This window comes from Lactobacillus kimbladii (assembly GCF_014323605.1).
Taxonomy (GTDB): Bacteria; Bacillota; Bacilli; order Lactobacillales; family Lactobacillaceae; genus Lactobacillus; species Lactobacillus kimbladii_B.
This window is the reverse complement of the sequence record NZ_SCMB01000004.1, coordinates 20,366-47,316: the sequence shown is the minus strand read 5'-3', so window position 1 is coordinate 47,316 and position 26,951 is coordinate 20,366. Positions and strand designations below refer to the sequence as shown.

General features: G+C 36.3%; 27 protein-coding genes, 2 tRNA genes and 1 riboswitch. Of the genes, 17 read left to right on the top strand and 12 right to left on the bottom strand.

All coding sequences use genetic code 11. The annotated features are described in order from the left end of the window. Window positions 1–3: 3 nt before the first annotated feature. Window positions 4–900: a zinc metalloprotease HtpX gene (htpX, locus tag ERK18_RS06675; RefSeq protein WP_187154806.1), complete on the top strand. Its 897-nt coding sequence runs from the start codon at window positions 4–6 to the stop codon at window positions 898–900. Between the two features lie 36 nt (window positions 901–936). Here htpX and ERK18_RS06670 read toward each other — a convergent pair whose 3' ends face one another. Then, a complete protein-coding gene (locus ERK18_RS06670) occupies window positions 937–1,875 on the bottom strand; it encodes an AraC family transcriptional regulator (protein WP_187154805.1) in 939 nt (312 codons plus the stop codon). Between the two features lie 141 nt (window positions 1,876–2,016). Then, window positions 2,017–2,107: riboswitch (TPP riboswitch) on the top strand. On the opposite strand from ERK18_RS06670, the gene ERK18_RS06665 reads away from it, so the two are divergent. Then, complete coding sequence (locus ERK18_RS06665; protein ID WP_187154804.1) at window positions 2,069–3,505, top strand: ATP-binding cassette domain-containing protein; 1,437 nt, start codon at window positions 2,069–2,071, stop codon at window positions 3,503–3,505. (Overlaps the previous riboswitch by 39 nt.) 9 nt (window positions 3,506–3,514) lie before the next feature. Further along, window positions 3,515–4,168 (top strand): energy-coupling factor transporter transmembrane component T family protein, encoded by a 654-nt coding sequence (locus ERK18_RS06660; RefSeq protein ID WP_187154803.1) that lies wholly within the window; start codon window positions 3,515–3,517, stop codon window positions 4,166–4,168. A 39-nt stretch (window positions 4,169–4,207) separates the two neighbouring features. Here the strand turns inward: ERK18_RS06660 and ERK18_RS06655 are convergent, their stop codons facing one another. The 8 genes from ERK18_RS06655 to yycF form a co-directional block, all read right to left on the bottom strand. Then, window positions 4,208–5,623, bottom strand: coding sequence for a glycoside hydrolase family 32 protein (locus ERK18_RS06655; RefSeq protein WP_187154802.1), 1,416 nt, complete (start codon window positions 5,621–5,623; stop codon window positions 4,208–4,210). Between the two features lie 371 nt (window positions 5,624–5,994). Then, window positions 5,995–6,474: a 23S rRNA (pseudouridine(1915)-N(3))-methyltransferase RlmH gene (rlmH, locus tag ERK18_RS06650; RefSeq protein WP_187154801.1), complete on the bottom strand. Its 480-nt coding sequence runs from the start codon at window positions 6,472–6,474 to the stop codon at window positions 5,995–5,997. A gap of 491 nt (window positions 6,475–6,965) precedes the next feature. Continuing rightward, window positions 6,966–8,165, bottom strand: coding sequence for a S1C family serine protease (locus ERK18_RS06645; RefSeq protein ID WP_187154800.1), 1,200 nt, complete (start codon window positions 8,163–8,165; stop codon window positions 6,966–6,968). A gap of 63 nt (window positions 8,166–8,228) precedes the next feature. Then, entirely contained in the window at window positions 8,229–9,026 is a 798-nt protein-coding gene (locus ERK18_RS06640; protein WP_034980917.1) for an MBL fold metallo-hydrolase, read from the bottom strand. Between the two features lie 14 nt (window positions 9,027–9,040). After that, window positions 9,041–9,868: a two-component system regulatory protein YycI gene (locus ERK18_RS06635; protein WP_122051783.1), complete on the bottom strand. Its 828-nt coding sequence runs from the start codon at window positions 9,866–9,868 to the stop codon at window positions 9,041–9,043. Window position 9,869: 1 nt separating this feature from the next. Next, window positions 9,870–11,204, bottom strand: a complete 1,335-nt coding sequence (locus ERK18_RS06630; protein WP_187154799.1) for a hypothetical protein — start codon at window positions 11,202–11,204, stop codon at window positions 9,870–9,872. Beyond that, window positions 11,194–13,047, bottom strand: coding sequence for a cell wall metabolism sensor histidine kinase WalK (walK, locus tag ERK18_RS06625; protein WP_187154798.1), 1,854 nt, complete (start codon window positions 13,045–13,047; stop codon window positions 11,194–11,196). The genes ERK18_RS06630 and walK overlap by 11 nt, the downstream gene beginning before the upstream one ends. A gap of 62 nt (window positions 13,048–13,109) precedes the next feature. Beyond that, entirely contained in the window at window positions 13,110–13,826 is a 717-nt protein-coding gene (gene yycF, locus ERK18_RS06620; protein ID WP_187154797.1) for a response regulator YycF, read from the bottom strand. A gap of 140 nt (window positions 13,827–13,966) precedes the next feature. On the opposite strand from yycF, the gene ERK18_RS06615 reads away from it, so the two are divergent. Beyond that, window positions 13,967–14,039 (top strand) — tRNA-Lys (locus ERK18_RS06615). A gap of 359 nt (window positions 14,040–14,398) precedes the next feature. Continuing rightward, a tRNA-Lys gene (locus tag ERK18_RS06610) sits at window positions 14,399–14,474 on the top strand. A 73-nt stretch (window positions 14,475–14,547) separates the two neighbouring features. Here ERK18_RS06610 and ERK18_RS06605 read toward each other — a convergent pair. Continuing rightward, on the bottom strand, window positions 14,548–15,057 hold the full coding sequence (locus ERK18_RS06605) for a zeta toxin family protein (RefSeq protein WP_187154796.1): 510 nt from the start codon (window positions 15,055–15,057) through the stop codon (window positions 14,548–14,550). A gap of 143 nt (window positions 15,058–15,200) precedes the next feature. On the opposite strand from ERK18_RS06605, the gene ERK18_RS06600 reads away from it, so the two are divergent. From ERK18_RS06600 to ERK18_RS06570, 7 genes are all read left to right on the top strand, one after another. Further along, window positions 15,201–16,079, top strand: a complete 879-nt coding sequence (locus ERK18_RS06600) for an alpha/beta hydrolase (protein WP_187154795.1) — start codon at window positions 15,201–15,203, stop codon at window positions 16,077–16,079. Window positions 16,080–16,173: 94 nt separating this feature from the next. Beyond that, a complete protein-coding gene (locus ERK18_RS06595) occupies window positions 16,174–17,259 on the top strand; it encodes a DUF4097 family beta strand repeat-containing protein (protein WP_187154794.1) in 1,086 nt (361 codons plus the stop codon). A 124-nt stretch (window positions 17,260–17,383) separates the two neighbouring features. Further along, window positions 17,384–17,707 (top strand): PadR family transcriptional regulator, encoded by a 324-nt coding sequence (locus ERK18_RS06590; protein WP_187154793.1) that lies wholly within the window; start codon window positions 17,384–17,386, stop codon window positions 17,705–17,707. Continuing rightward, window positions 17,691–18,335 (top strand): DUF1700 domain-containing protein, encoded by a 645-nt coding sequence (locus ERK18_RS06585; protein WP_187154792.1) that lies wholly within the window; start codon window positions 17,691–17,693, stop codon window positions 18,333–18,335. Before ERK18_RS06590 ends, ERK18_RS06585 begins: the two co-directional genes overlap by 17 nt. Before the next feature lie 2 nt (window positions 18,336–18,337). Continuing rightward, on the top strand, window positions 18,338–19,147 hold the full coding sequence (locus ERK18_RS06580) for a DUF4097 family beta strand repeat-containing protein (protein WP_034980931.1): 810 nt from the start codon (window positions 18,338–18,340) through the stop codon (window positions 19,145–19,147). Window positions 19,148–19,234: 87 nt separating this feature from the next. Further along, window positions 19,235–20,125 carry a DUF4097 family beta strand repeat-containing protein gene (locus ERK18_RS06575; RefSeq protein WP_187154791.1) on the top strand — a complete coding sequence of 297 codons (891 nt, stop codon included), beginning with the start codon at window positions 19,235–19,237 and terminating at the stop codon, window positions 20,123–20,125. Window positions 20,126–20,284: 159 nt separating this feature from the next. Continuing rightward, entirely contained in the window at window positions 20,285–21,013 is a 729-nt protein-coding gene (locus ERK18_RS06570) for a DUF4097 family beta strand repeat-containing protein (RefSeq protein WP_187154790.1), read from the top strand. A gap of 54 nt (window positions 21,014–21,067) precedes the next feature. On the opposite strand, the gene ERK18_RS06565 is transcribed toward ERK18_RS06570, so the two are convergent. Next, the gene (locus tag ERK18_RS06565) at window positions 21,068–21,787 is read right to left on the bottom strand and encodes a GntR family transcriptional regulator (RefSeq protein WP_187154789.1); all 720 of its coding nucleotides are present in this window, start codon (window positions 21,785–21,787) and stop codon (window positions 21,068–21,070) included. A gap of 128 nt (window positions 21,788–21,915) precedes the next feature. Next, window positions 21,916–22,623, bottom strand: coding sequence for a deoxyribose-phosphate aldolase (gene deoC, locus ERK18_RS06560; protein WP_187154788.1), 708 nt, complete (start codon window positions 22,621–22,623; stop codon window positions 21,916–21,918). Between the two features lie 161 nt (window positions 22,624–22,784). Between deoC and ERK18_RS06555 the strand changes: the two genes are divergently transcribed. The 5 genes from ERK18_RS06555 to ERK18_RS06535 all read left to right on the top strand — a co-directional run bounded on the left by ERK18_RS06555 (window position 22,785) and on the right by ERK18_RS06535 (window position 26,902). Next, complete coding sequence (locus tag ERK18_RS06555; protein ID WP_187154787.1) at window positions 22,785–23,183, top strand: PTS sugar transporter subunit IIA; 399 nt, start codon at window positions 22,785–22,787, stop codon at window positions 23,181–23,183. A 258-nt stretch (window positions 23,184–23,441) separates the two neighbouring features. Then, a complete protein-coding gene (locus ERK18_RS06550; protein ID WP_187154786.1) occupies window positions 23,442–24,206 on the top strand; it encodes a lysophospholipid acyltransferase family protein in 765 nt (254 codons plus the stop codon). A 10-nt stretch (window positions 24,207–24,216) separates the two neighbouring features. Next, the gene (locus tag ERK18_RS06545; RefSeq protein ID WP_187154785.1) at window positions 24,217–25,056 is read left to right on the top strand and encodes a glycosyltransferase family 8 protein; all 840 of its coding nucleotides are present in this window, start codon (window positions 24,217–24,219) and stop codon (window positions 25,054–25,056) included. A 20-nt stretch (window positions 25,057–25,076) separates the two neighbouring features. Further along, window positions 25,077–26,024, top strand: a complete 948-nt coding sequence (locus ERK18_RS06540) for a glycosyltransferase family 8 protein (RefSeq protein ID WP_187154784.1) — start codon at window positions 25,077–25,079, stop codon at window positions 26,022–26,024. Beyond that, window positions 26,021–26,902 (top strand): lysophospholipid acyltransferase family protein, encoded by an 882-nt coding sequence (locus ERK18_RS06535; protein WP_187154783.1) that lies wholly within the window; start codon window positions 26,021–26,023, stop codon window positions 26,900–26,902. Before ERK18_RS06540 ends, ERK18_RS06535 begins: the two co-directional genes overlap by 4 nt. The last annotated feature ends 49 nt before the right edge of the window (window positions 26,903–26,951 follow it).

The following is a 26,951-nucleotide window of genomic DNA, read 5'->3' as shown; positions in this document are numbered from 1 at the left end:
TTTATGTTATTTCAACAAATTGCCAGCAATAAACGTAAAACCGTTGGGATTATGGGATTATTTGTCATTATTTTGGCACTTGTAGGGGCAGGACTTGGTTATCTTTTTGGCGATCGGCCTGTTTTAGGATTAATTACTGCTGTGGTTTTTAGCTTGATCTACATGCTAATTGTCCTGCCTAACCCGGCCAATATGGTTATGAGTCTTAATCATGCTCAAGAAGTCCAAGAGCAAGATAATCCTGAACTGTGGCATGTTGTACAAGATATGGCACTGGTCGGTCGGGTGCCAATGCCGCGAGTTTTTATTATTGATGATCCTAGTCCTAATGCTTTTGCAACCGGACGTGATCCCAACCATTCTGCTGTGGCAGTTACTCAGGGCTTACTTGACATGATGAACCGCGAAGAACTGGAAGGCGTTTTAGGTCATGAGATTTCTCACATTAGAAACTATGATATTTTAGTTTCTACTATTGCCGCAGTATTAGTTGGTGTCATTTCTTATTTATCAGGTATTGCCAGTCGCTATATTTGGTGGATTGACGATGATCGCGACAGCGATAACGACAATGGTGGTACTATTGTTGTCATTTTTAAGATCGTGGCTATTGTATTTGTGGTAATTCTGGGTCCTATTTGTGCCAGTTTAGCGCAAATGGCATTATCGCGAAATCGGGAATATCTGGCTGATGCCTCTTCAGTAGAATTAACTCGCAACCCGCAAGGACTGATTTCTGCTTTAGAAAAGATTGACGGTTCCGAGCCCATGAAAAAAGCCGACCCTAGCAGTGCCGGCATGTATATTGAAGATCCTGTACGTAAAAAGCGCAGTTTTGCTCACTTATTTGACAGTCACCCGCCAACAGCTGACAGGATTAGCCGCTTAGAAAAAATGTAATAAAATAAAGCAACCTTTTTTAGTCAAGGTTGCTTTTTATTTTAAGTTGATGTTTGCCTGTCTAAATAATTCGGCCCGCATTTGGACTGGCGTTTCATGATAATATTCACTAAATTTTTTATAAAAGAAGGACTTGCCACTGTAACCTACCCGTGCAATTATTTCTTTTACGGAAATATCTGGTCGGGCAAGCAAATTTCGCGCCTCTTGCATACGCCTTTCATCAACATGTTCGACGAAACTTTTACCAGTTTTTTGTTTAACCAAACTTGAAAAGTAATTAGGATTAAAGCCAAAATGTTTAGCAGTGTCATTAAGTGTTATGTCAGTAAAGTGCGCATCAATATAATTTTCTAAATCAGTTTGAACAAATTGATGGTTGGTCACAGGTGCTGTCGCTAAATCTTGATTTCTAACTGCAGCAATTAATAACAAGTTTAACTCTGCTAAAATTACCTGACGGGTGTAAAGATCCTGATTAAGATATTCATCAATTACTTTTTTTAGTACGTTTGCAGATATAGACAGTGCTGTACCATTCAAAAATAATAAGCGTTTTTGATTATAAGCGTCAGTAATTGCCTTAAAAACCTTTTTTTCACGTGAATCCATGACAGAATAGTTTCCCAGAAAATCCAGCATCTTAAAATTACGGTTGAATTCCAACTTAACTAATATATCATTTTCGCCCTGCTGCAATATTTCATAATTACTTTTTCTCTGTAAAAACACGATATTGCCAGCTTTAAGCAAAAAATTCTGATCATTAATTCTGGCTTTTACCGATCCCCGAGCTTCATATAAAATAGTTGAAGCTGTAGTTTGGTAGCGATGAACTCCAGTATTGCGATTTTCCAAAAATACTCTAAATAAATCAAAATTAATATTTTTTGGTTTTATTTTTACTTCATTAGTGTCGGACTTAGTTGAATCCAAAATACTGGCTAAATATTGTTCAAGTTTAACTGCTGCCATTATTTCACCTTCTTATTCAAATTTTAGAATATATAGATTTATTATATAGCAAATTTTCATCTTACTAATAGAATTTTGTTATTTAAATTAAGGAGAGAATACTAGTAAATGTAGACATCTATTTTTCTTTTATGTATAATGAATTTAACATCGGGGTGCCGCAAAGGCTGAGAACAGACCCGTCGAACCTGCTATGGATAATGCCAGCGAAGGGAAAACGAAAGATTTTACATCGTCAGGCATTGTCCTGACGATTTTTTTGGTAACTAAATTGATTAAATTAAACAATCTGAATTTTTCATACGATAAGCAAAACAAAATTTTATCAAATATTAATCTCACTATTCCTACTGGAGAACTTTCACTATTAGTTGGTCCAACCGGCTGTGGTAAATCTACTTTATTAAAAATTTTAGCGAATTTATATCCCGAATTTGCGGGCCAATTAACCGGTACCCTAGATTTAGGCGGATTAAAATCAGCTATGATGTTTCAAAATGCCAGTGAACAGTTTACGATGACAACGCCACGTGAAGAAATTATTTTTGCACTAGAAAATCTGTGTCTTAATAAAACTCAATATACAAAACGCTTGAATGAAGCTGTTCAGTTCACGCAAATTGATTATTTGCTTGATCAAAAAATTAACACCATGTCTGGTGGTGAGCAGCAAAGAGTTGCTTTAGCTGTACTTGTTGCGATGAATGTCGATCTTTTTTTGCTTGATGAACCCTTTGCCAGCTGCGATCCAGCTGCTCGCAAATTCTTAATTACTAAATTAGCTCACCTGCGCGATCAGGGAAAAACAATTATTTTGAGCGATCATGTGTTAACTGACTATGAAGGCCATTGCGATAACCTGTTTCAATTTCAAGGTAAAGATTTGGTACAACTTTCTCCCAGTGAAAAAGAAAAACTGTTGCAAAAAAATACGGAATCTGTTTCTTATACTTTTGCCATCCCTAACGATGACAAAGAAATTTGTTTTAAACTCAAAAATACGGAGATTACACAAAACCGCTTACTTTTACAGCAGGAACATTTAAATATCTTTTCTGGTAAAACTACTCTTATTACTGGAGCAAACGGAGTTGGCAAAACATCACTTTTTAACGCACTGACCAAAATGATCCCTTATGCAGGCAGTTTAACTTATCACAAGCAGGAAATCAGTAAATTATCAGCTCGCAAGTATCTCCTTAAAGTGGGGCAAATTTTTCAAAATGCGACCGATCAGTTTATCAATGTTTCTGTTGCGGATGAAATCAATTTAAGCAAAAAGCAGCGAACCAACAATTATTTCACTGATGACAAAATAAATGAGGCTTTAATCTCCCTTAAACTTGATTCACTGCTTGACCACGTGGTTTATTCATTATCTGGCGGGCAACAAAAGAAACTGCAAATCTTACTAATGTTAATCTCTGATCAGGATGTATTGCTAATTGATGAGCCCCTTAATGGCTTAGATGCAGATTCCGCTAAGAAGGTAATGGCTTTATTAAAAGAAAGTCAGATAGCGCGCAGTCAAACGCTCTTAATTATTAGTCATGAACTAAGGAATCTGGCAGATTGGTGTGACTATCACCTCATCTTTAAAGACCAGCATTTAACCTACGTGAATAAATGAGGTGTGATCATGAATCCCAGCTTTAAATTTTTTCTAGCACTGATTATTTCGATAGAAATATCTCTTAAATCTAGCTTGTTAACCAATCTTTTAATCATCTTTTTTACCATAATTTATCTAATCTACAAACATATCAAAGTAAAGAACCTGCTTTTAACTTTATTAATGCCGCTAATTGCTGCATTTACGGTTTTTGCTACTTTATATTGGTTTGCACCTCAGCCTAATTTGCAAAATGCACTGAGTTTATCCAGTCGGATTTACGTCTATACCCTGACTATCTACTGTGTATCAATAGGAACTACTGCCACAGAATTAGCACGCTCTTTTGAGCAAAATTTCCATTTACCCAGTAAGTTTGCCTATGGAGTTTTAGCCGCTCTTAACATCGTCCCCAGAATGAAGGAAGCCGTTAAACAAATACGCACTGCCGGCATGATGAGAGGAGTTTATTTAAGCTTTTGGTCACCTGTTTTATATTTTAAAGCTATTCTGGTTGCGCTTAATTCGGCAGAAAATTTAGCACAGGGTATGGCATCTCACGGCTACCGTGAGAACGCCCAGCGCTCAATTATCGTGCCTGTGCCCGTTCAAAAAAGTGACTGGCTTAAGTCGATTGTTATCCTGTTTTTAGTTAACATGGCACTATTTACATTAAAATAAAAAAGCGGACCTGCGTGTCCGCTTTTTCTATGGCCTAAGTTATTTTGCCAAAGTATAGCCTATAATATTTACTTTGACTGACTGATCTGCATTGACCAAAATCTGAGGTGTTTCAGAAGTATAATACCGTTCTGAAAATACCAGCTCACCGTCATTTAAGAAAAATTCAATTGAACTGGTATCAATAAATACCTGGATTTTCAAATTGGGCTTTGGTCTCAATCTGCCATAACGTTGAGAATCATCTGCCGGCTTATCAGCTCGAGTTAAAACTACTTCGTTATTCCTTTTGTTCCAAGTTAGTGTTACCAAATTTTCCTGCTCATTTTTAAGTATAAAATTAATCTCACTGCCAGACCAATTTTCAGTTTCAACTGTCAAAAGCAATTCCAAATGCTGTGAATCGGAAACATTAATCTGCTTTAACGAAGTCATCAACTTTTCATCAATTACTTTTTCTTGCCGCAGCTGTTTTAATTCTTTAACCGGCTTCATATATAGCTGATTATTCTTTAAAGTTAGTTCTCTGGGCAAGGTTAAAGCACCACACCAGCCATCAGCCTGTTCAGGAAAGTCAGCGTGCCACATATCAAGCCAGCCAAAGACAATGCGCCGATTATCAGGTGTTAACATGGTTTGCGCTGCGTAAAAGTCGTGGCCATGATCAAGTTCTTGAAACGCTCCGTGTTCAAACTGGTTTTTGTGATAATCCATCTTGCCGATAAAATATCCCGTTTGATAAAGATTAAGATACTTTTTACCCTTTGCTGCAATCCCCTGTGGTGAACACAACAGAACATCTTGCCCATTTAGTGAAAAAAGATCCGGACACTCCCACGTATATCCTTCATTATCTCTTCCCTGAGAAACTGCAATTGGTCCTAAATATTCCCAGTGCAATAAATCAGTTGACTTATAAGTAATTGCACGACCCAATCCTGCCTTATCTTGACTGCCAACAATAATATAATATGAATTCCCATGTTGCCATACTTTCGGATCACGAAAGTGCTGTGAGTTATCAGCCGGCGGCAAGGCGATCACTGGATTACCACTGTATTTTGTAAAATGAATACCGTCATCACTATATGCAACATTTTGCGTTTGGCAAAAACGGCTGTGATCATTCACATCATAATAATGATTACCAGTATAGATCAGATATAAACGACCAGCTTTTGCAATAGCACTGCCGGAATAACAGCCATTGTCATCTTCAGGGCTGTCTGGTGTCAGCGCTATTGGCAGTTCTTCCCAGTGAATCAAATCTTGACTGCGATAGTGTCCCCAATGCATAGGTCCTCTTTCAGCTGAATAGGGATAATACTGGTAAAAAATATGGTAGTAGCCTTGATAATACGAAAAGCCATTAGGATCATTCATCCATCCGGAAGGTGTTGAGACATGATAATTAAGGCGATAACGCTCATTGGTAATTTTTGCTGGAACCCGCATTCTTGTTTCTTCCTTATTCTTATAAATTTCAGTTCGCTTACTTGTTTAATTGCAAAATCAAATTGCCGTGATTTACTTCTGTATCCTTATTCTTGGTGGTAAAGCCATTTTTATATTCAGGAAATAATACCATGACAGCAGTTTGCTTACCAGCTGCTTAAATAGCTTTTAAATCCATCTATGCCTGTGGGTCAACTGCTGCAATTCTTGACCATCTTTTACCAAAATTGTGAAGCCGTAGCCGTTAAAACTTGTGCTTCTTCGGTAACTTAGCAGATTCCAATTTTTTTCATGCTAAAATTCCATCTTAAATATAATTTTAAAAATTAGACCTGCGTAATGATTAAAATACAGCATTAGAACTATTTGGTCTACTTATGATAAGGACTACCACTATTAATCATAAAGCCGCGATAGATTTGTTCAATTAAAACGACCCGCATTAACTGATGTGGCAAAGTCAGCTTGCCAAAACTCAGCAGATCATTGGCCCGCTTGTTTACTTCCGGGCTGGTGCCCAAACTGCCTCCAATTACAAAAGTCAAATCCGAATGTCCGTAGGTGGCCAGATCCTTTAGTTCCCGCGCGAATTTTTCACTGCTTCTCTGCTTTCCCTTTATTGCAGTCACAAAAACATATTCTTTATCCTTGATTTTACTCAGGATTCTTTTTCCTTCTATTTCTTTGACGCTATTTTGTTCTGCTTGACTAAACTTTTCCGGTGCCTTCTCATCGGGCACCTCAACCAGCTGTACTTTGGCAAACCTACTCAGCCTTTTTTGATATTCAGCGATTGCATCTTTAAAATATTTTTCTTTTAACTTGCCTACACAAACAATTTTAATATTCATAATAGCTATTTTATCCCCCAATTCCCAAAGTTTCCACTTGCTTTTTCCACAGATGTGTAAAGCTCAAAACTACATTTTGTGGTTTTGACCTTTAGTAAGCGAACAAATTGTGTTTTAAAAATTTTTTGGTATTTATTATCCTTAATTTACCCACATACAGATTTTTCATAGTTGCTTTTCACAAACTTTTGGACCTCAAATACTGCTGTTAAGCCTTGAACAACTGTTTGTACTAATTAAATTTCACTATTATTTACACACAATTCACAGGTTATCCACAATTTATCCCAACCGCTTTTGCGCATTTTATGCACAATCCACAAAGTTATCCACAGTTGTCAACAAGATTTTTACCTATGTTTTTTGCTTGACAGCAATAAATTTCGAACTTTTTTATGTTTCCCAGTATTAATGTTAAGAAAAAGACTATACTTATGTTTGAAATCGCATAGTATAGCCTTTTTATCACTTAATTCTAGAATATTATTTGCTTAATCAGATTGTAATTTTACGCGTAAATTAATCTCTTTGCCGTTACGGTTAATAGTCAAATTGATGGTATCTCCGACTTTGTGATTATACAAAATACTGTGTAACGAAGCTACATCTGACACAGATTTGTTGTCAACTTTAATAATTACATCACCAGTTTTAATTCCTGCCGCAGACGCTGCACTGTGCTTAGAAACTGAAGCAATGTAAATGCCATTTTTCAGATTGGACTTAATGTTAAGTTGCTTTCTGTTACTGTAAGGTATGCCTTGCAAAGCAATCACTTTAACACCTAGTTGCGGACGGACAATCTTGCCTTTTTTAACCAGTTGATTAACTATAGTTACCACTTCATTGGACGGAATGGCAAAACCCATGCCTTCAACTGATGTACCGTCACTTGATTGCGAAAGCTTCATTGAGTTGATACCAATCACTTGCCCCGCAGAATTGACTAGGGCACCACCCGAATTACCCGGATTAATAGCGGCATCCGTTTGAATAACCGTCTGCTGATTAGCAGAAGAAGTAGTGATACTTCGTGCCGGAGCCGAAACTATTCCTTGAGTAACCGTAGAAGCGTATTCGCTGCCAAGGGGTGACCCAACTGCAATAACCGTTTGACCTGCCTGTAAACTCTTAGAGTCACCAAATTCAGCTGTTTGAGTTACATAGCTGCTATCTATTGAAAGAACAGCTAAATCTGTTGTTGCATCCGTACCCACAATACGTGCATTAACAGTTTTGCCATTGGACAGCATGACTTGCACTTTGTCACTGCCAGAAACAACGTGATTATTAGTTACAATATAGCCTTTATTGCCAGATCTCTGGTAGATTACGCCAGAGCCCTCGCTATAGGTCTGCAATTTCCCCTTGCCTTTATTGTCATCGCCAAAAATATCGAAAATCGAGTTGCTGCTGCTTGATTGCCGTTTCATATTAATAACTGAAACCACAGCACCTTTGACATCATTATAAGCCGGCGTCATTGTTCCGCTGGTTTTGGCACTATTTCTGGAAGTCTTGGCACTATTTGAACTAATACTAGTTTCAGCATTATTATTCATATTAGCGTTATTAATTTGATCTAAGGCCACATATGAAGCTCCACCACCAATTAGTCCGGCTACAACACCAACAATAGCAGTTTTCATAATGCCATGTTGCTGATGACCAGAGTTTTGATTATTCATCATTTAATCTCCTTTACACATCTTTTTACTATACTAACAAATCTTGAAAAAAGATAAAAAGTTTTCTTAAATTTGTACTAAATTAGTTGGCTGGATCGGATCGGTCAGAACAATTTTAACATCACTCGGCAAGTTAGCATCCCCGTCAACCATTATTTTTTTAGCAGCATTATAAGCCAATTTTGCTGTATTATTATGCTGACTTCTATGTGCTAAAAAAATGTGTTCGGTTTTACTTGTCACCACATCGAGCAAAGCCTGCCCAGCATCATCATTTGATAAATGCCCGACATCTGACAAAATGCGTTGTTTTAAGCTCCAGGAATATGGACCATTGCGCAACATCATATCATCATAATTAAACTCCATGAGATAGGCATCCGCATCTTCAATCACGCTTTTTACCTTACTGGAGACATAGCCGGTATCCGTTAAAAAAGCTATTCTCTTGCCACCACTGGTAAAAACGTAATATTGAGGCTGTGCTGCATCGTGGCTAGTCGCAAACGCAGTCACATCCAAATCACCGAAAGTCTTGGTTTGTCCCGGTTCGATAATATTAATTTGTTCAACCGGTATTTGCCCAATTTTTTGTGTTTCAGTTAAATATTCCCAAGTGCCACTGTTGGCAAAAGCAGCAATTCGAGGGTAACGGCGCATTAAAACCCCCAGTCCTTTGCTGTGATCTGAATGATCATGACTTAAAAAGACCATGTCAATGTCTTTAATATCAACGCCAACTTGACTTAACAAGGTTTTGATTTTTTTACCTGATAAACCTGCATCCATTAAAATTTTATGCTGACCAGTTTCAATTAAGCTGGTGTTACCAGTTGAACCACTGGCTAAAACAGAAACCTGCACCGCATTATCCCTTCCTAATTTTTCTGTACATTAACATTATATGAGCTGCCTTGCAAGATTTGTGCTGTAAATGCATTAACTCTTTTAACAGTAATATTCTTAGTCGTCTTATTTTCAACTTGAATCAGCCACGTAGGTAGCAAAATTGTACTACCGCGAACATCGGTTAATTTAGAATAGCCTAAACTAACTCGCATTACTCGAGAGTTGTTAGCAATTTCCCTGTCAGTATACATTGCTTTAACAGCGTGCCAAGCACTGATAATTAATTGCGGTTCACGAACTGCTTTAATAGGACCCATATAGGAAATAGTATAGTTAATAATTTGATCATTGCGCACATTAATTGTTAACTGAGCATCACTGTCATAAATACGACCATAATCGGTATTTTGCACATAACAATATGTATTGTCACCGGACATGCTGGGTTCAAACTTAAAAGTTTTACCATAGGGTACATTTTTAGGATCGTTTTTAAAATCTTCCAGCTGCTGCATATTATTTTTACGGTTGCCACTAAGTAAAATCATGGATTTAGGCGTCCCGGTCAAAGAATTGTCGCTTTTGGAATAATGGGTTGTAACTTGTGTAAGACTACTGCTTTTACCAGAAAGATAATCACGCTTTTTAACAGCTAAATAATAACCAGATTGTTGCTTATGTGAAATATGCAGGGGCACGTCAATTCCGTCAGCTCGCATCTCGGCACGAATGCTTGTTGCAGTAGAGCCGGAAGTATTGCTCAAGCTAATAGGCGAACGCCAAATTTCAATTCCTAAATAAATATCGATTAACAAGAAAATGACGAAGAATAACCATTCTATTCTTTTACGGTCCATCTTATTTCCCTTCTTCCGTTAATGTCTGCCTATATTTATTCAGAGCCAGAAAATCTATTTTCTCCCATTCGGCTAAACTCTTCCATTGACCATATGCTTTAACATAATATCCTGGTACCAGGTTAACCAAGTGGTTGTGTGAATTATCCTTTTCAACTTTAAAAGCCACTATTATACGTTGAATTTCATCTTTTCTCATACCGGCATTTATTAATCTTTGCATTACTGCTGCACTTGTCGGCAAAGTTTTCGTTTGGCCATCAAAAGGTATTGGTATTTGCAAATCTGTATTATTAAAATCAACTTTTACTGCATCCTCAGTGAAAGTTGTCGCTACTTGTGAATTGCTTTTGTCCCAAAAGACCGGTATGCCTTCAATATAGTTAATATAGCTTATAGAATCATTTACAGTATCAAAGTAACGCAAATCCTGCTCGCTTAAACCTAGTTTATGAACAAAATCTACGCTCTCTAAAAGCTGATCATTAAGTGATATGTCTTTACGTTTCTCATACCGAGTATAGTGAAAATCATGTCGTTCAGTTTTAGCCTTAGGAGCTCGTAAATTGGTATAGTAATTAAGCGAGTACGTAGTCCAGCCTTTTTTATTAGAGCGGGTCGTCACGTTAGTGGTGCCAAGCAGCCGAGATACAAAATATGAATCAGTTTGGGTATTAGTAAGGTAGCTGTATATTTTCCAATGGTCTTGTTTAGTGAAGAATACCTCATAACAATTTTTGAGACGTACGAACTCCACTGGAACTCTTCCTTGAGCTCTGCTGGCATAATTGCGTAGTTTAGAAAAATTGCCTTTTATTAAATGAACACGGTAAACGGTATAAGTCTTATCGTTTCCAAGATAAAGGTAATTATTGCTGTCTGACACAAAAACGCGTCGAAATTGCACATCATCTTTTTTAACGTTTTTTCTAGTAAACAGATTGATGCTAACTTCTTTAGGAAAGCTTAACTGAATACAATTTTCATCATGCAGCATTTTTTCATACTGCGTTTTACCGGTACTGATTTTATTAATACTGCGGTATTTTACCCCTTTTACTTCTTTGACAAACTCCAGTGGCAAGTTCTTTTTAGCATCATATAAACGATATAGCTGACCATTTCTAAATCCGTATGAGTTAGTAGGAATGTAGAGGTTGGAAACAATACGATTACGTCTGTTTTTTGCCTGTTCAGTCACTCTGCCCGTTTGATTAATATGATTAAAGTACTGGTCATTAGTCATGATAAAAATCCAGAGAACGATTGAGAGAACGAAAACAGCCACCGTCCCCAGTAAAAGCAACGCATCGCCGAGTTTAAATTTAGACTTCATCCCAATCATCCCCTTCGCTCATTGGTTCATAAGGCAGTGCAATATAAAAAGTAGAGCCGTTGCCTTCACTACTATTGGCCCAAATATGACCGTGATGTTCCTCCACAATTTCTTTAGCAATCGCAAGACCTAGACCAGTGCCGCCTTGAGCCCGTGAGCGAGCTTTATCAACGCGGTAAAAGCGATCAAAAATTTTAGTTAAATCTTCTCGCGGTATACCCAAGCCCTGATCGGCAATACTCAAAACAATGCGCTTTTGCTCTGAATGCAATTTTACTGTGATCACGCCACCATCAGGCGAATATTTAATTGCATTATTCATAATATTATCGATTACTTGGGCAAACTTATCTGTATCGATTTCTACCCACAATGCCTGTGTCCCCAACTCACGCTTAATAGTATATTTTTTGTTTTCTTTTTTATCCGTTTTGACAATCATGTCAAAGCGATCAAGGATATGAGCTACAAAGTCATTAAAGTTAACCCATTCCACATCAACTTTAGAAACTCCTCTATCCATGCGCGACAAGCTGAGAAGCTCACTAATCATCCTAATCATGCGCTCTGTTTCTTCTTGCGTTACCTGTAAAAATTTAGGAGCAACATTGGGATCTTTCCAAGCACCTTCATTTAAAGTTTCAATGTATGCATGCAGACTAGTAAGCGGTGTACGCAACTCGTGGGAGACATTAGAAACAAATTGCTTTTGCGAATTTTCATTTTTCTGTTGTTCGGTAATATCGTGCAAAACGCAAACACTACCGGAAACAAAACCTGTCACCCTTTTAATAAGAGAAAAGCTGGCATGTAAAATGACCTCATCACGTGTTCCCTGGCCAATTGTAATCACAATTCCCTTTTGGCTGCCAATCAGATCCTGTGAAGACTCTTCCAGACCTAGGACTTCAGCAATCGGCTTATTAATAATTCCATCTTCTGTTTGGTTTAAAAAGTTGAGCGCCATTTGATTAACAACGTTAACATTGCCGTGCCTGTCAGTAGCAAGAACCCCGTCACTCATATGAGACAGGACGCTGTCTAGTCTGCGTTGCTCACTTTCAGATTCTTCTTGTGAGCGTTCAATTCTGACAGATAACGTATTAAAAGCCTGTCCTAATTGACCCAGCTCATCATTTGAATAGATCTTTACTTGACTTGAATAGTCACCGTCAGCAATACTAAGAGCTTGCCTTTGCATTTCTTCAATCGGTTTAGTAATCGCATGGGAAACAACTAGCGATAAAATGGCACCCATTACTGCCGCAATTAAAGAAGTAACCAGGAACATCAGTGAAATATTGCGCAAGTCATTAAAAACTCCCTGCATCGACGCTCGCACATAAATTGCACCAACAGTATTAGCAGATCCGTTGCCCGCATTCAAAGGGGTAACCTGCACCATATAATCGCCATGATCATTAACTACTTTAGTTGCCTGCCTGCCAGTGGAAGTTACCTGCTTTACCAGCGTATTATTGACTCGCTGACCAATACGATTCTTATCATTTAAGTTTGAAACTGCACGAATAATATCCTTATTATCCACTATGATGATTTCACTGATTGTGCCAATACCATTACTATAGTCGTTAACAATCCTATTCAAATTGCTGTCAGTATGCTTATTGTCTTTCAATAATTGCGTTGACAACTGATTAGACACAATGGGCAAGACTTGAATTGAAGATTGGAAGTTTTCAATACTGTTTTGCTCTAATTGGCGCGTAAAATAAGCACCAATAACTTCAATTGTGGCAATAATCATGGCCATAAACACGATGGCTAAAGTAGTATTAATAGAAATAGTTAAATGTTTAAACTTATTCTTGATTTTTTTCATAATTTTTGTAGTGATTAAATAAAAAGAAAGCCGCGCTTGCTAAACATTGCGGGCTTTCTTAATTAGTCTTCATTAGGCTGTTTTACATAATAGCCAACACCGCGACGAGTTACTAAAATCTGCGGCTGAATAGGATTATCTTCAATTTTTTCACGCAAGCGGTGTACAGTAACATCAACTGTCCGAACGTCGCCAAAATAGTCATAACCCCAAACGGTCTGCAAAAGATGCTCTCTGGTCATTACCTGATCCATGTGCTGCGCTAAATAATACAGCAACTCAAATTCACGGTGAGTCAGCTCAATCTTTTTGCCTTCTTTTTCAACAATATAGGCATCTGGCATAATAACCAGATTACCGATGGCAATATTTTTTGTAGAACTACCATCATTGGCACTTTCATCTTTTTTGACGATATTGCGCCGACGCAAATTAGCCTTTACTCTTGCTACTAATTCACGGTTAGAAAAAGGTTTGGTAACATAATCATCTGCGCCCATTTCCAGACCTAAAACTTTATCAATTTCAGTATCTTTTGCTGTTACCATAATGATAGGCATATCATGAGTTTGTCTTACTTCACGCGCTACATCCAAACCATCTTTTTTGGGTAGCATCAAGTCTAAAATCATTAAGTCAGGATTATATTCGTCAACTTTCTTGATAGCCTCTTCGCCATCATACGCAGTGTCGACGTCAAACCCTTCTTTTGTCAAATTAAATTTAATAATATCAGAAATCGGTTTTTCATCATCAACAACGAGAATTTTCTTTGACATCGAAAAGCCCCCTTTTGTTATCATTATACTGGTTTTTAGTTTATTAGCCAAAAAAGTCATCAAAATTTAATAAAAAAACTTGCATTTCACTGAAAATAATAGCATAATAGTCTCCGTTGGTTATTTGTAATAACGCTTATGGGTGGCTAGCTCAGCTGGCAGAGCAACGGACTCTTAATCCGTGGGTCCAGGGTTCGAACCCCTGGCCACCCACTAATAATAAAGGTAGTAATCACTTGGTTGCTACCTTTTTTGTTTGTCAAAAGACATTAAACCTTTATATAATATCAGATCAGTTTCATTTGTCAATTCTATTGTATTTGTTATTGTTTTAAACAATTAATCCAGCACTTTTTCAACAAAAGCATTGATTCAACAGTATTTTATCTACTCACTTTACTTTTGTAGAACCTCATGAAATTAACAAATAAAAGCAACAAACTATAGCTTCATAACTACAAATTCTGCCCTAAGCAAATGTTAAGCAGAATTCTTTATACTTTTTTATACAAAAGCCTTGTCAAAAGCCGAATTAATTGTTATCATAATTAACTGTCAACAGAAATGGTGACGGGTGGCTAGCTCAGTTGGCAGAGCAACGGACTCTTAATCCGTGGGTCCAGGGTTCGAGCCCCTGGCCACCCACCATAATAAAAATAGCACTGCAAGTAGTCGGTGCTTTTTTTATTGCTTTTAAAAAATTCAGTTTGGAGGAGACTTTCTAGTCTCCTTTTTTGTTTTCATAATCTGCAATATCCGTCAAAATCTGTTCTGCCAGTTCTTTAACAGTGGCACTTGTCAGCTTGTGCTCTTTTTCGCCAAGTGTATCTTGTTCAACCCACCATTTCTCGAGAGTCTCAAGCGGAAAAGGAATTTCTTTTTCTTCATTATTTTTTACGGTTTGCGCAAAAGAAATATCTAAGTAATAAACAAATGCTCCTGCACCAAATTCATGAATTATTTTAGTTAAAGTTGTGCCATAAATCCTTTTAGGCAGTATCCCTTCCAATATAATTACAGGGTAGTATTGTTTGCCCCATTCAATCATTAATTCTATCAGACTGGCAGTTGGCGCCGTCTTTTTTTCCTTAACATGCAAAATATCAAGGCGCAATAAATCTTCATGCAAAAGCAAACATCTTTGGTAGCCAAAATGATTTTGCAAGCAATTGGCTAAGACAGTTTTGCCACTACCAGAATTTCCTCTAATTAAAATAAAAATTGGTGTCATTGAATATTTTTCCTTTCAATACCGGTAACTAAAGAATTAACGCTACTATTTAAATTATATTATTAAGCTTTTATATTTTTAATATTAGAATAATGCACATAAGATATAATTAATACATTAAATTATCAAAGTAGGCAATATTAATGAAGAAAAAATGGTTAATAGGAGTATGCAGCATTTTAGGCTTACTCTTAGTTACAATTGTCCTGTTTCACACTTATGAACAAAAAAGTTCGCATACGGATACGGAAGAAGTCAATTCTGGCAATACGAAAAAAGCTTATTTTAAAGCTACGCCTACCATTTATTTACATGGCTATGGTGCTGGTGTTCACTCGAGTGCAGGAATGATTGCATATGCCGAACAGCATAATGATGCACACAAGGTATTAACAGCTAAAATTTCTCCGGCTGGTAAGGTTGAATTACAGGGAAATTGGCCCCGCAAAACTAAAAGACCACTTATTCAAGTAATTTTGCAAGATAACAAAAACAGCAACTATTACGCAACGCGTGAGTGGTTTCACAACCTGATATTATGTTTAAAGCAAAAATACCATATTAAACAATATAATACCGTAGCTCATTCTATGGGAAATATCATGACTCTGTCTTACCAACTAAAATACGGACAGGATCGCAATTTGCCTCGATTAAAAAAGCAAGTCAATCTTGGTGCACCATTTAATGGTATTATTGGTTTAGATGAGAAGCCTAATCATAATTATTTGCTTAAAAATGGCAAGCCAAAATATATGACCCAATCCTACCAGTATTTTTTAACGCATCGTCATAACTTTCCGAACAATGTATCAGTGTTGAATATTTTTGGCAATAAAGAAAATGGTACCAATTCTGATGATGATGTCAGTTGCGTTTCAGCCCAGTCTTTACGATATTTGTTGCGTGGCAAAGTAAATTACCATGAAATTGAAATTAAAGGTGCAGGTGGACAACACAGTAAGTTGCACGACAATTCCAAAGTAGATCAGATTATCGGTCAGTTTCTGTGGGCTAATTAACTATTAATTCTATAAATTATTTTAATATTTCTTTCATAAATTATGGCGTATAATAAAAAGAAAAAGGATATTTTATAGTGACAGGAGAAGAACGATGACTCCACTAATTGAAAACTTCATCTCAAAATTGGCTCTGAATTTGACATCTTTATCTAAATTAGAGCAAAAATATACGCTTGCTTTCTACCGTGATTTTCTGCTCGACGGTGATTTTCAAACAAAAGAAGAAATAGTTAAAGAACTAGGTACTCCAGATGACCTGGCAAAAGAAATTAAGCAAGACTACGTTAAATTTTTAACAGCAGTTACTGCCTCTGCTAATGACCCCAATGCCAGTGATAATTATTTTAATGGCTTGCGTGTCAAAAGATATCCCCGCAGGGAACGTACCATTACCCTTGAAAACTTCAATCAAGTAAAATTGGCAGTTAAGACTACAGATGTAATTATTCATCAAGGCAGTCAGTTTCAAATAACAGTAGCGGATTACAGCAGCAGACCGGTAGAGGTAAATTTAGTCAAGCAAACGCTAGTTGTTGAAGAGGCTCCTGTTGAGAAAAAAAATCATGTGATCATGTTCAACAGGCTCACTAATGCCAGTCGCGTGGAAATTACTGTTCCTAAATTAGATTCTTTATCTAAAATTAGCGGACAAAGTCACAATGGCGACATCATGTTGCAAAATCTCAAGCTTAAAAACATTATACTTAACCTTCATAATGGCGACATATACATCAATAATGTTCAGGTCTCAGATGAGTTAATTTTTTCTGGCAGAAACGCGGACTATTTCATTACTCAGTCAATAATCGCTCAATTATCCAGCAAAGATCGTAACGGTGATGGCAGTTTAAAACGCAGTATCCTTAAGCAAATAATTGCTCAAACAAGTGACGGAGATATAGAACTTGTCCAATGTCATGCTAACATCAGTCTGGAAACACGAGATGGAGATATTCAGATCAGGCAAAGTCAACTAACCAGCCAAAATATTGTTAAGGCCGCAAACAGCGACTTGAAGTTAAGCCAACTTGCCCATGATATCAGTGTGCAGCTTAAAGTAAACGATGGCGACATTATTTATCGCAATTCCAGTATTGGTAATAGTTTTAACAGTCAAAGCATGCAAAGTGACACGTTAAAAGCAACCCTAAATGATGGAGATATAATCATCAAATAAAAATAAGACTCAGACGAGTCTTATTTTTTTGTAGTATTTATCAAAAATTTCGGTTTAATACTTGCTAATTCCTTAAACCTAAATTAAAATATTATATATCATATAATATTAGGGGAGGCAAAGCATGGCAATCCAAATACCGACTCGTTTGCTAGATGGTGCGGTTTTAGCTTTTCTAAAACAAGATGATCTGTATGGCTACGCTTTGACACAAAATGTGCAAAAGATTTTTTCTATCTCCGAGTCAACTATCTATCCTGTTTTACGCAGACTAAAAAAGAATAACTGCTTAACAACTTATGATGAGCCTTATCAAGGACGCAACCGGCGTTATTATCATATTACTGACGAAGGGATAAGGTTGCTAAATACAATTCAAGATGAATGGCAAGATTTTAGTGCAAGAGTTAATCAAGTATTAGGAGGGCAAAATGACCAAAGTAATTGATGATTATATTTCCGAACTAGAACAAAACTTAGCTGATTTGCCTGAAAAAGATCGCGAAGATGTTGTCGAATTTTACCACGAATTTTTATTGGACGGTGACTTCATCAGACGTTCTACCATCGAAGCTGAACTAGGAACGCCCAAACAATTAGCAATCAATATTTTAGCCGATTATTCAAGCAAAGATGATTCTGTTTCTCCAAGAAAGGAGACTCCGAAGTCAAACCTAAAGGCCAGCTGGTACATTTTATTAGGAATTTGTGCTGCTCCAATTGGCATCCCACTCGTTTTAGCAATTTTATTCGTACTCTTCTTTATACTCGCAGTTTTCTTTGGCTTATTTTTTACGATAATAGCCTTTTTGTTTAAATTTTTTGTAGGTGGCGGCCTAAACTTTCTTAAATCTTTATCCCTGCTATTCACTAACAACTGGCCAGTTGGCTGTCTTTACTTGGGTAAATCCTTAATTTGCATTGGCATTATTCTTTTATTACTCCCATTTATTATCAAGTTAGGGAAAATTTTAATTGCCAAGTGTACCCAGTTTATGCGTAACCTTGGTAAAAATATTTTAAAGAAAAATTATTTTCAAACTAGTACCGGAAAAAATACAGATAAGGAAAAATAAAAATGAAAAAGTTTTATAAAATTTGTGGGCTAATCTTTGGACTGCTATTACTTATTGGGCTGATCCTACTAGTCGTATTCAGATTAAATGATAACCCGTCACATGATTATAATGGTAAACACGCTCATTATAATGAAAGCAAAACTTTTTACGTGAACAAGTTCGACAATATTAAGTTAGCCTGTTACAGACCTGATATCCGAATTTCACTTAAGGATATTAACAAGTTTAAAGTGGTTGTTAGAGGGGGGCACGGAGCAGACATCAAAAAAATAAAAACTAAAGTTGATCATAATATGCTCACTATTTCGGATCAGCCTGAACATGATTATAACGATGGTTATTATAGCGTTGATGTTTATGTTCCTGCTAAAAGCGCCATAAAAAAGATAACTGGTTTTTGTGAAGAAGGCGATTTCTATATCAATAGTTTAAACGTTCCTCGCATCAATTTGACAATAGAAGATGGTGACGTTTTGATTAATAAGCTTACTGCGAAAAGCCTTGACCTAAATTCAAATGATGGTGACCTCAAAGTAAACCAGTCGACTTTTTCACGTAGTTCACTAAAACTAAATGATGGCGATGTTAAGATTAGCGACTCTCAAATACTAAATAACAGCTCAATTATATTGAATGACGGCGACTTTTCAATGTCAAACGCGCCTAAGATCAACTATGTATTGACAAATCACTCGGATGATAAAATCATTTTTAAAGGTTCTTACCATTCCAATCATTTTGCGAAAAAAGTTAAAAATAAACCCGTATTAAAAGTTACCAGTATGGATGGCGATATTCTAATTAATTAGTGGGCAAGTAAACTTTACTTAGATGTTTTCTTGGTTAGTAATACCCATTTTAAAATTAAAAACTTATCTAAAACAAGGAGAATCAAAATGAAAAAGTTTTACCTAATCAGTGTTGCCACCATTACTATCGGTATAATTTTGCTTGGTATTGGTGAAACTAACGGTGGCAGAGAAGATATCAATAATATCCATTCAGGCATAACAACCAATATTGAAAACTTTTTTAATCGTAATCAAACTCACGCAGACTCACATCATGTACCAGCAAAATCCCGTACTTTCAACGTAGGCAAGTTCTCTAAAATTAATATTGACGCTGAAGAACCCAACATCCAAATTGTTAAAGGAGACAACTTCCAAATTAAAGTTAGTGGTCCTAATGTAAAAAAGATCAGTACCAAGGTTCATGGCGAGAAACTGACCATTTCAGACAATGGTGCTTATGAGGATGGTACTTATAAGGTAATTGTCACTGTTCCAGAAGCAGACTCGCTAAAAGAAATAACTGGATCATGTTCTGAGGGCAATGTTCATTTAGCTGATTTGACAGTTGCCAGCATCAATTTACAATCAGAAGATGGCAATATTACTACAGATAGTATTAAAACGCAGGAAGCCAACTTTGACCTTGATAATGGCGATTTGAAAATCTCTAATTCAACATTAACAAGCAGTTTCCTCAACATGAGTGAAGGCGACCTGATTGTTACCAGTAGTCACTTTAAAATCAAGGCTACCTTAGGTGACGGTGATGCTAAGATAAATAATTCTAATTTACTTGACAACAGCTCATTTAATCTAAGCGAAGGCGATTTTCAAATGAGCAGGTCTCCCAAGATCAGTTACCAACTTTCAACCGCTTCAGATGATGATCTTGTCTTTCATGGCAATAATCATCGCAAACACTTTTCTAAAAAATTAAAGGGTTTGCCTTTACTTAAAGTTACAAGTGGAGATGGGGATATAGTTATTAATTAAAAATTCCAAAAGACTTGAGTTGGGAAGCTTTTGTCACATTAAAATAAATATAAGAATAAAAAAGGTATTATTTTTTATTTCTATATTGTCTGAATCAAGTTGCGGTGCTAATATTTATTAAATATAATATTAGATCTAGATTAAAGAAAGAAAATTACAATGAAAATTAATTTTAACGGGTCACTTGAATTTCAAAATAAACCGGATCCTGAACCACATAAAATTGACCTATCTTCATTTACCAACATCACAATGGATCTTTATGCTTTTAGCATTGATATTCATTCTGGAACAAATTATCATGTAACGATTTGTGGTAATGACAAAGACTATGTAACTGCTGAAGTTAAAGAACAAACTTTATTTATTAGTGAAAAAGGACATAATTCTAATAGTTTTACTTTCAATCATTCTTTCAAAATAAATAAAATAATAGTTACTGTTCCAGAGGGTGCACCGCTTAACACACTGCAAGCAAATGAACATGCTGGAAGCGTCCTTTTATCTGACCTTAATATGCAACAGCTTAAATTGAAAAATGAAGCCGGTTCAACAAAATTGCTTAACGTTACTATAACTAAAGAAGCAAAACTTAATCTAGAAGCAGGCAGTTTATCAATCAGCCACTGCAATATAAACCTAAAAGCAAAACTTTCTGCTGGTTCGGTTAAAATTGATAATTTGCAAGGAAAAAGTCAATTCGTACTCTCTAGCGGATCATTTAAAATGACTGACAACAATAATATTAAGACTGGTTATGATTTATCTGCTAATATCGGGTCAATATATTTTCACGGTAATAGAGAAGGTCAGAGCTTTTATTGCCTAGGTGACGATCAAAACCAGGTAACTGTTCAATGTGGTGTGGGATCAATCAAAATTGTATAAAAAAGTCTTACCTTAACCTATTCAGGCAAAGGTAAGACTTTTTTGATGCAAAAATTAGCGCTGAACATCAATTACAAAAGAATTAATGTCTCCTCTATATTTAGCAATTGAGTATTCAATTGGTTGTTCATCAGCCGTAAGACCCTGAGTATGAAAGTAAAATATCGGCTTATTGACTGCAATATTAAGCAAGTTCGCAGTAGTTTCATCTGCTTCCATTACTTCCAGCTTTCTGATTACCTGCGTTACTTTTAAATGATATTTTTCAAGAGTACTATATAAAGAATCCTGGGCAAAATTATAATTAATCAGCTCAGGTATCCTTTGTTTGGGCACATAGGTTGTAACCAGAACAATTGGCTGATCATTAGCATAGCGCAACCGTACTAGCTTAAAGACAAGTGCTTTTTCAGGCAACTTTAAATTTTTGCTTACTTCAGGTGTGGCTTTTTCTTCATCAAAATAAAGCAGATTGGTTTTAGGATAGATGCCTTTAGCACTCATTTCTTCGCTATAGCTTTCAATCAAATGGGTAAATTCCTGCTCGATTTTAACCTTTTTAACCAGTGTGCCCCGTTTACGACGCCGCTCTAAATAACCTTGATTGACCAGCAATGAGATCGCCTGACGCATTGTTGGCCGACTTACCTGATATTTATCCGCTAATTCAGTTTCTGGAGGAATAATTGTATTTTGCGCATAAATGCCAGTTTGAATTTTATTCAAAAGATCGTTGGCAATTACTTGATATTTAGGGAGTTCTTTTTTTACCAATTAGTCCCACCACTTTCATCTTACTAAATTATACCATTATAAGAATACTATACCATGCAAAAAACCGGTGTAAAGAGCTAAATAGCCCTTATTTACACTGGTTTTTTTGACACTATTTTTATTCACACTTAAATTTCAATTGCGTTGATGCCATCTTTTTCAAATCGCTGTTTAAGAGTTTCAATGATTTTTACGCCCGAGCTCGTGCCTATCCGTTCTGCTCCGGCTGCGATCATTGCTAAAAAATCATCAGTATTGCGAATTCCACCTGCAGCTTTGACTTTAACATCAGGACCAACATTTTCTTTCATCAATTTTACATCTTCTACTGTTGCACCAGCTGTCCCAAAACCAGTTGATGTCTTGACAAAATCAGGTTTTACTTCTTTTGCAATTAAAGCCAGCTGCTTAATTTCTGCCTTAGACAAGTAGCATGTTTCAAAAATAACCTTACATGGAACATGGTGATCACGGCAAAGATCAACCATCTGAGTCATTTCATCTTCAATATAAGACCAATTATGAGCTTTCACTTGCGTTAAATTAACAACATAATCAATCTCATTAGCACCATTTTGTAATGCATCTTTAGTTTCTGCCAACTTGCAAGCTACTGTTGTTTGACCCAAAGGAAAGCTAATCGCAGCGCCAGTATCAATATCCGTCCCTTTTAACTGTTGGGCACAAAATTCCAATTGGACTTCATTAATTGCTACCATCTTGAAATGATATTTTTTAGCTTCATCGCATAACTTTTTCATGTCTTCTTCAGTCGCATCCGCATGTAAGTTAGTATGATCAATTAGTCGCGCAAAATCATCTATTGTATATTTCATTGTTATTCTCCTTTTTGTATTTACATAAATTGATTTTACCCACAGAAAGTGATAATGTCAACCGCTTACTTTTTAATGTAAAAATAGTGTTTGACTTATATAAAGCGATTACATATAATTGGGTTGTAAATTAATATGTATTTACAAAATTGGTGATTTTAGTGAAAATATTATTAACTTCACATGGACATTTAGCACAAGGCATCGCTTCTGGCTTTGAATTTATTGCGGGCAAATCAGACCATATCATGACACTTGAATTAGACGAAAGAGGAATTGGTTCATACCGTAATCGTCTTCAAGAGCTGCTTGACGGTGAAACAGAATCAGTCTTAATTTTGGCAGATCTAAAAGGTGGAACTCCATACAATGAATCCTTTAAGTACTATTTAGCTCACACTGAAAAAACACGTGTAGTAAGTGGTCTGAACTTACCCATGCTTTTAGAGCTTGTCCCCCAATTATCTGACAATACAACACTTGATGAAGCCGTACAGACAGTTTTACAGGCGGGAACAAACGGTATTGCTGTTGCTCAAGCCTTAGAGAAATGTTATTAACTTTTTGTCCAAGTTTTTGGACTCAGTACATAAGTGTGCTCTTTTATATAAATTCATCTTTATAAGTAAGTAATTACTTACTATAATAACTTTTATATGTGTGATTATCCACTTATGAAGAAAGCAAACCCTCCTATCAACCATAGAGAAATACATATCTAAGGTAAAAATTATGACAAATAACCTATATGGCACCCTTTTTAATCTTGAGCAATTCATGATAAAATTACTTAATGACGTTATTGAAAGAAGGGTTCGATGGGCAAGCGAAAATACTTCTATCATCATTTAACAGATGATTTGGTGGTTAGCCTGAACCAAGATTATCAGTTACCAAATAGTTATGCTATTTTTCCGAAATCATTAGGTGGGAAAATCTGGTCTAAGATTGTACGCCCTTTAGGACGTTTAATTAGTATAGTCTATATTAATTTGATCCTCAGGGTACGAATAATTGGCAAAGAAAAGTTGCGGGTTATAAACAATCAGGGGTATTTTATCTATGGTAACCATACTCAAACTTTTGGCGATGTGGTTTTGCCACTCAGTATTGTTCCTGCAAAAAGTTACTATGCTATTGCGGCACAATCAAATTGGGGCATCCCTGTTTTAGGAAAACTGGTTTTACCATATTTTGGACTTCCTGTTGGTCAAAACTTAGAACAATCTGTAAAATTGATTAAAGCAATCACTGCGGTTATTAAAGCGAAAAAAGTAGTTGTCATTTATCCTGAATCACATGTTTGGCCTTATTACACTAAAATCAGGCCTTTTCCAGTGAACAGCATGCATTTCCCTGTTGCACTTGACTCTGCCAGCTTTACTATGACTACAACATATTCTAAACCCCGGTGGGGTAAGAAGCCGCAAATAACGGTCTATATAGATGGACCTTTCTTTCCAGATAATCATCTTACTAAAAAGCAGGCGCAAGAAAAGCTGCATCAGCAGATTTATCAGACAATGCAAAAACGAGCCTTAACAAGTAATTTCGAATATTGCATGTATCAGAAAATAAATTAAGGAGTTCTCAATGAATATTCTTTTTTGTGGCGATCATAACGCAGAAGATGGTATTCTTATCGCTACGCTTTCATTAATAAAAAATAGTGGCGCAAAGGAGCTCCATATCTACATTCTAACAATGTATACTCAAAGCTATCACAAGAAATTTAAGCCTTTCAGCAAACATGCTGCGGACTATTTAAAAGAACTTTTGGTAAAACAAAATCCTCAAAGTACGTTAAAATTAATGGACTGTACGGGACTTTTCGTCAGAGAGCCACTAATAGCTAACATGAGTACTCATTTTACTCCTTATGCTATGCTCAGGCTCTTCGCTGACGAAATACCACAGTTGCCAAATAAAATACTATACCTTGACGCTGATGTAATAGTCAGGCGAAGTCTCGTTAGTTTTTACCAACAAGATATAACTAATTACGAATTCGCCGGAGTCCTTGATTACTGGGGACGGTTCTTTTTTCATAACCTGCATGAGCATAAAGTTTTTGATTATATTAATTCCGGCGTGTTGCTGCTCAATCTCCCAAAAATTAGGAAAACTAAATTATTCGCCAGAATCAGGCACCTTCTGCAGACCAGAACAGTATTAATGCCTGATCAAACTGCAATTAACCGTTATGCCAGAAATAAGAAAATTGTCCCGCGTCGTTATAATGAACAGTATAAATTACAGTCGGACACTGTAATTCAGCATTTTACTACCAGTTTCCGTTTTTGGCCTGTGTTTCATACCCTGACAGTTAAGCCGTGGGATGTTAAGCGAGTACATAACGTACTAAAATTGCACGAATATGACGACATTCTGAATTACTATCTCAATGTGAAAAGCAATTTAGTACAAAAATAATGTTTGGAGAAAATAAATATATGACAATTCCAGTTTTTTATGCAATTAGTGATGATTTTACAAAATACGCAGCAGTTTCGCTGAACTCTTTAGTAAAGAATGCCGCTACTGATAAAGATTATACAGTTTATTTTTTAAGTCAGGATTTATCAGCGCAGCACAGACAGGACCTACAAGAAATAGGTTCTTCTAATGTTCATGTTAAATTCTTTAAGATTAACGATGAAATAGTTGCACCAATTCAAAATCGTACGGAAAACTATTTACGTGCTGACTTCTTTACAATGTCAATTTTTTACCGCTTATTTATTCCCGATATGTTTCCCCAATATGATAAGGCAATTTATATCGACAGTGACACAATCGTAAATGATGATATTGGTAAATTGTATGATACAAAGCTTGGCAAACATCTCTTTGCAGCTTGTACTGATTCCTCCATTCAATTTGTGACGAAAATGGTTGCCTATATTGAGGATGTATTAGTTCTTGATCCTAAAAAGTACATTAATTCTGGGATGCTGGTTTTAAACTGCAAAGCCTTTCGCGATGAAAATTTCATTGACCATTTCATGCATTTACTCAGCAAATATCATTTTGACTGTATTGCCCCTGATCAAGATTATTTAAACGAAATTGGCGATAAGAGAATTTTACATTTAGACCCCAAATGGGATACAATGCCAAATGATAATACTGAACCTTTAACTAACCCCAGCCTGATTCACTACAACCTTTTCTTTAAACCATGGCATTTTAAAAACGTTCAATATGAAGAATATTTCTGGAAGAGTGCAAAAGAAACTAAGTTTTATAATGATCTGTTGACTGAACTAAATACTTACACTGATAAGCAACGTGATGAAGACCGGAATAAATTAGATCACATGCTGGCTAAAGAAGATAAAACTATTAATGACCCTCATAACTGGGCAAATGTGAAAAAGCAAGGACCTGTCAGTTTATGATTATTGGTGACAATCGTGAACAAGTTATCCAGAACATTGAAAACGCGGTAAAAAGCGGTAACTGGAATGCAAAAGTCGAAGTCGGTGATCCAGTTTTATCTCTGAATGAAAGTAAAGATCTAGTCAACAATTTTTGGCAAGAGCAAAAAACCATTAAAGGCAAGATAAATGACCGGATTGGCCACTTATTCTTTAATAGCTTGACCCATTTTTTAACTTCATCTACTACGTTCACCGGTCTGGAAAATCTGGCTAATTTGCCACAAGGTGGAGCAATTATCACTGCCAATCATTTCAACCAAATTGATTCCTTGCCTATCAAGCACCTGGCAAATAAAACACATCATTCTTTAACAATTGCAATTGAAGATACCAACTTAAAATTACCCGGAATTTTATGCTACTTAATGAACTACGTTGGCACTATTCCCCTAATTCAAGTTCCAAGCTATGTGGGTACGGAATTTCCTCGTCATCTGCATGATGCGTTAGAGCAAAACAGCTGGGTTTTGATTTTTCCAGAACAGGAAATGTGGTGGAACTACCGTAAGCCCCGGAAATTAAAGCGTGGTGCCTATTATTTTGCTGCTAAGCAAAACGTACCAGTAATCTCAACTTTTATTGAAATACAATCAACTGCAAAAATAGAAAAAAGCCACCCCAACTTTTACCAAACCAAATATGTAGTCCATGTTTTACCGCCGATTTTCCCCGACGTTAAACTAACTGCTAATGAAAATTCCAAGCTCATGATGAAACGCGACTATCAGCAAAAAGTTGCAGCTTATGAAAAGGCTTACCAGCGTAAGTTAGATTCAGCTTTTACCCCCTGGGATATTGCTGGATGGCGTTTTAACTATCAAAAAAAGTCAAAGTAAAAGTTAGACTTGTTGATTCTTTGAGCTATAATAGAGGTGACAATAAGTA

Excerpts from the sequence above, each read along its gene's own strand:
- ERK18_RS06550 (WP_187154786.1), top strand. The coding sequence starts at position 23,442 with ATGGGCAAGCGAAAATACTTCTATCATCATTTAACAGATGATTTGGTG.
- rlmH (WP_187154801.1), bottom strand. The coding sequence starts at position 6,474 with ATGAATATTAAAATTGTTTGTGTAGGCAAGTTAAAAGAAAAATATTTT.
- ERK18_RS06630 (WP_187154799.1), bottom strand. The coding sequence starts at position 11,204 with ATGAAGTCTAAATTTAAACTCGGCGATGCGTTGCTTTTACTGGGGACG.
- ERK18_RS06580 (WP_034980931.1), top strand. The coding sequence starts at position 18,338 with ATGAAAAAGTTTTATAAAATTTGTGGGCTAATCTTTGGACTGCTATTA.
- htpX (WP_187154806.1), top strand. The coding sequence starts at position 4 with ATGTTATTTCAACAAATTGCCAGCAATAAACGTAAAACCGTTGGGATT.
- walK (WP_187154798.1), bottom strand. The coding sequence starts at position 13,047 with ATGAAAAAAATCAAGAATAAGTTTAAACATTTAACTATTTCTATTAAT.
- ERK18_RS06545 (WP_187154785.1), top strand. The coding sequence starts at position 24,217 with ATGAATATTCTTTTTTGTGGCGATCATAACGCAGAAGATGGTATTCTT.
- yycF (WP_187154797.1), bottom strand. The coding sequence starts at position 13,826 with ATGTCAAAGAAAATTCTCGTTGTTGATGATGAAAAACCGATTTCTGAT.
- ERK18_RS06665 (WP_187154804.1), top strand. The coding sequence starts at position 2,069 with ATGGATAATGCCAGCGAAGGGAAAACGAAAGATTTTACATCGTCAGGC.
- deoC (WP_187154788.1), bottom strand. The coding sequence starts at position 22,623 with ATGAAATATACAATAGATGATTTTGCGCGACTAATTGATCATACTAAC.
- ERK18_RS06595 (WP_187154794.1), top strand. The coding sequence starts at position 16,174 with ATGACTCCACTAATTGAAAACTTCATCTCAAAATTGGCTCTGAATTTG.
- ERK18_RS06600 (WP_187154795.1), top strand. The coding sequence starts at position 15,201 with ATGAAGAAAAAATGGTTAATAGGAGTATGCAGCATTTTAGGCTTACTC.
- ERK18_RS06570 (WP_187154790.1), top strand. The coding sequence starts at position 20,285 with ATGAAAATTAATTTTAACGGGTCACTTGAATTTCAAAATAAACCGGAT.
- ERK18_RS06660 (WP_187154803.1), top strand. The coding sequence starts at position 3,515 with ATGAATCCCAGCTTTAAATTTTTTCTAGCACTGATTATTTCGATAGAA.
- ERK18_RS06590 (WP_187154793.1), top strand. The coding sequence starts at position 17,384 with ATGGCAATCCAAATACCGACTCGTTTGCTAGATGGTGCGGTTTTAGCT.
- ERK18_RS06575 (WP_187154791.1), top strand. The coding sequence starts at position 19,235 with ATGAAAAAGTTTTACCTAATCAGTGTTGCCACCATTACTATCGGTATA.
- ERK18_RS06585 (WP_187154792.1), top strand. The coding sequence starts at position 17,691 with ATGACCAAAGTAATTGATGATTATATTTCCGAACTAGAACAAAACTTA.
- ERK18_RS06645 (WP_187154800.1), bottom strand. The coding sequence starts at position 8,165 with ATGATGAATAATCAAAACTCTGGTCATCAGCAACATGGCATTATGAAA.
- ERK18_RS06635 (WP_122051783.1), bottom strand. The coding sequence starts at position 9,868 with ATGGACCGTAAAAGAATAGAATGGTTATTCTTCGTCATTTTCTTGTTA.
- ERK18_RS06670 (WP_187154805.1), bottom strand. The coding sequence starts at position 1,875 with ATGGCAGCAGTTAAACTTGAACAATATTTAGCCAGTATTTTGGATTCA.
- ERK18_RS06540 (WP_187154784.1), top strand. The coding sequence starts at position 25,077 with ATGACAATTCCAGTTTTTTATGCAATTAGTGATGATTTTACAAAATAC.
- ERK18_RS06655 (WP_187154802.1), bottom strand. The coding sequence starts at position 5,623 with ATGCGGGTTCCAGCAAAAATTACCAATGAGCGTTATCGCCTTAATTAT.
- ERK18_RS06535 (WP_187154783.1), top strand. The coding sequence starts at position 26,021 with ATGATTATTGGTGACAATCGTGAACAAGTTATCCAGAACATTGAAAAC.
- ERK18_RS06605 (WP_187154796.1), bottom strand. The coding sequence starts at position 15,057 with ATGACACCAATTTTTATTTTAATTAGAGGAAATTCTGGTAGTGGCAAA.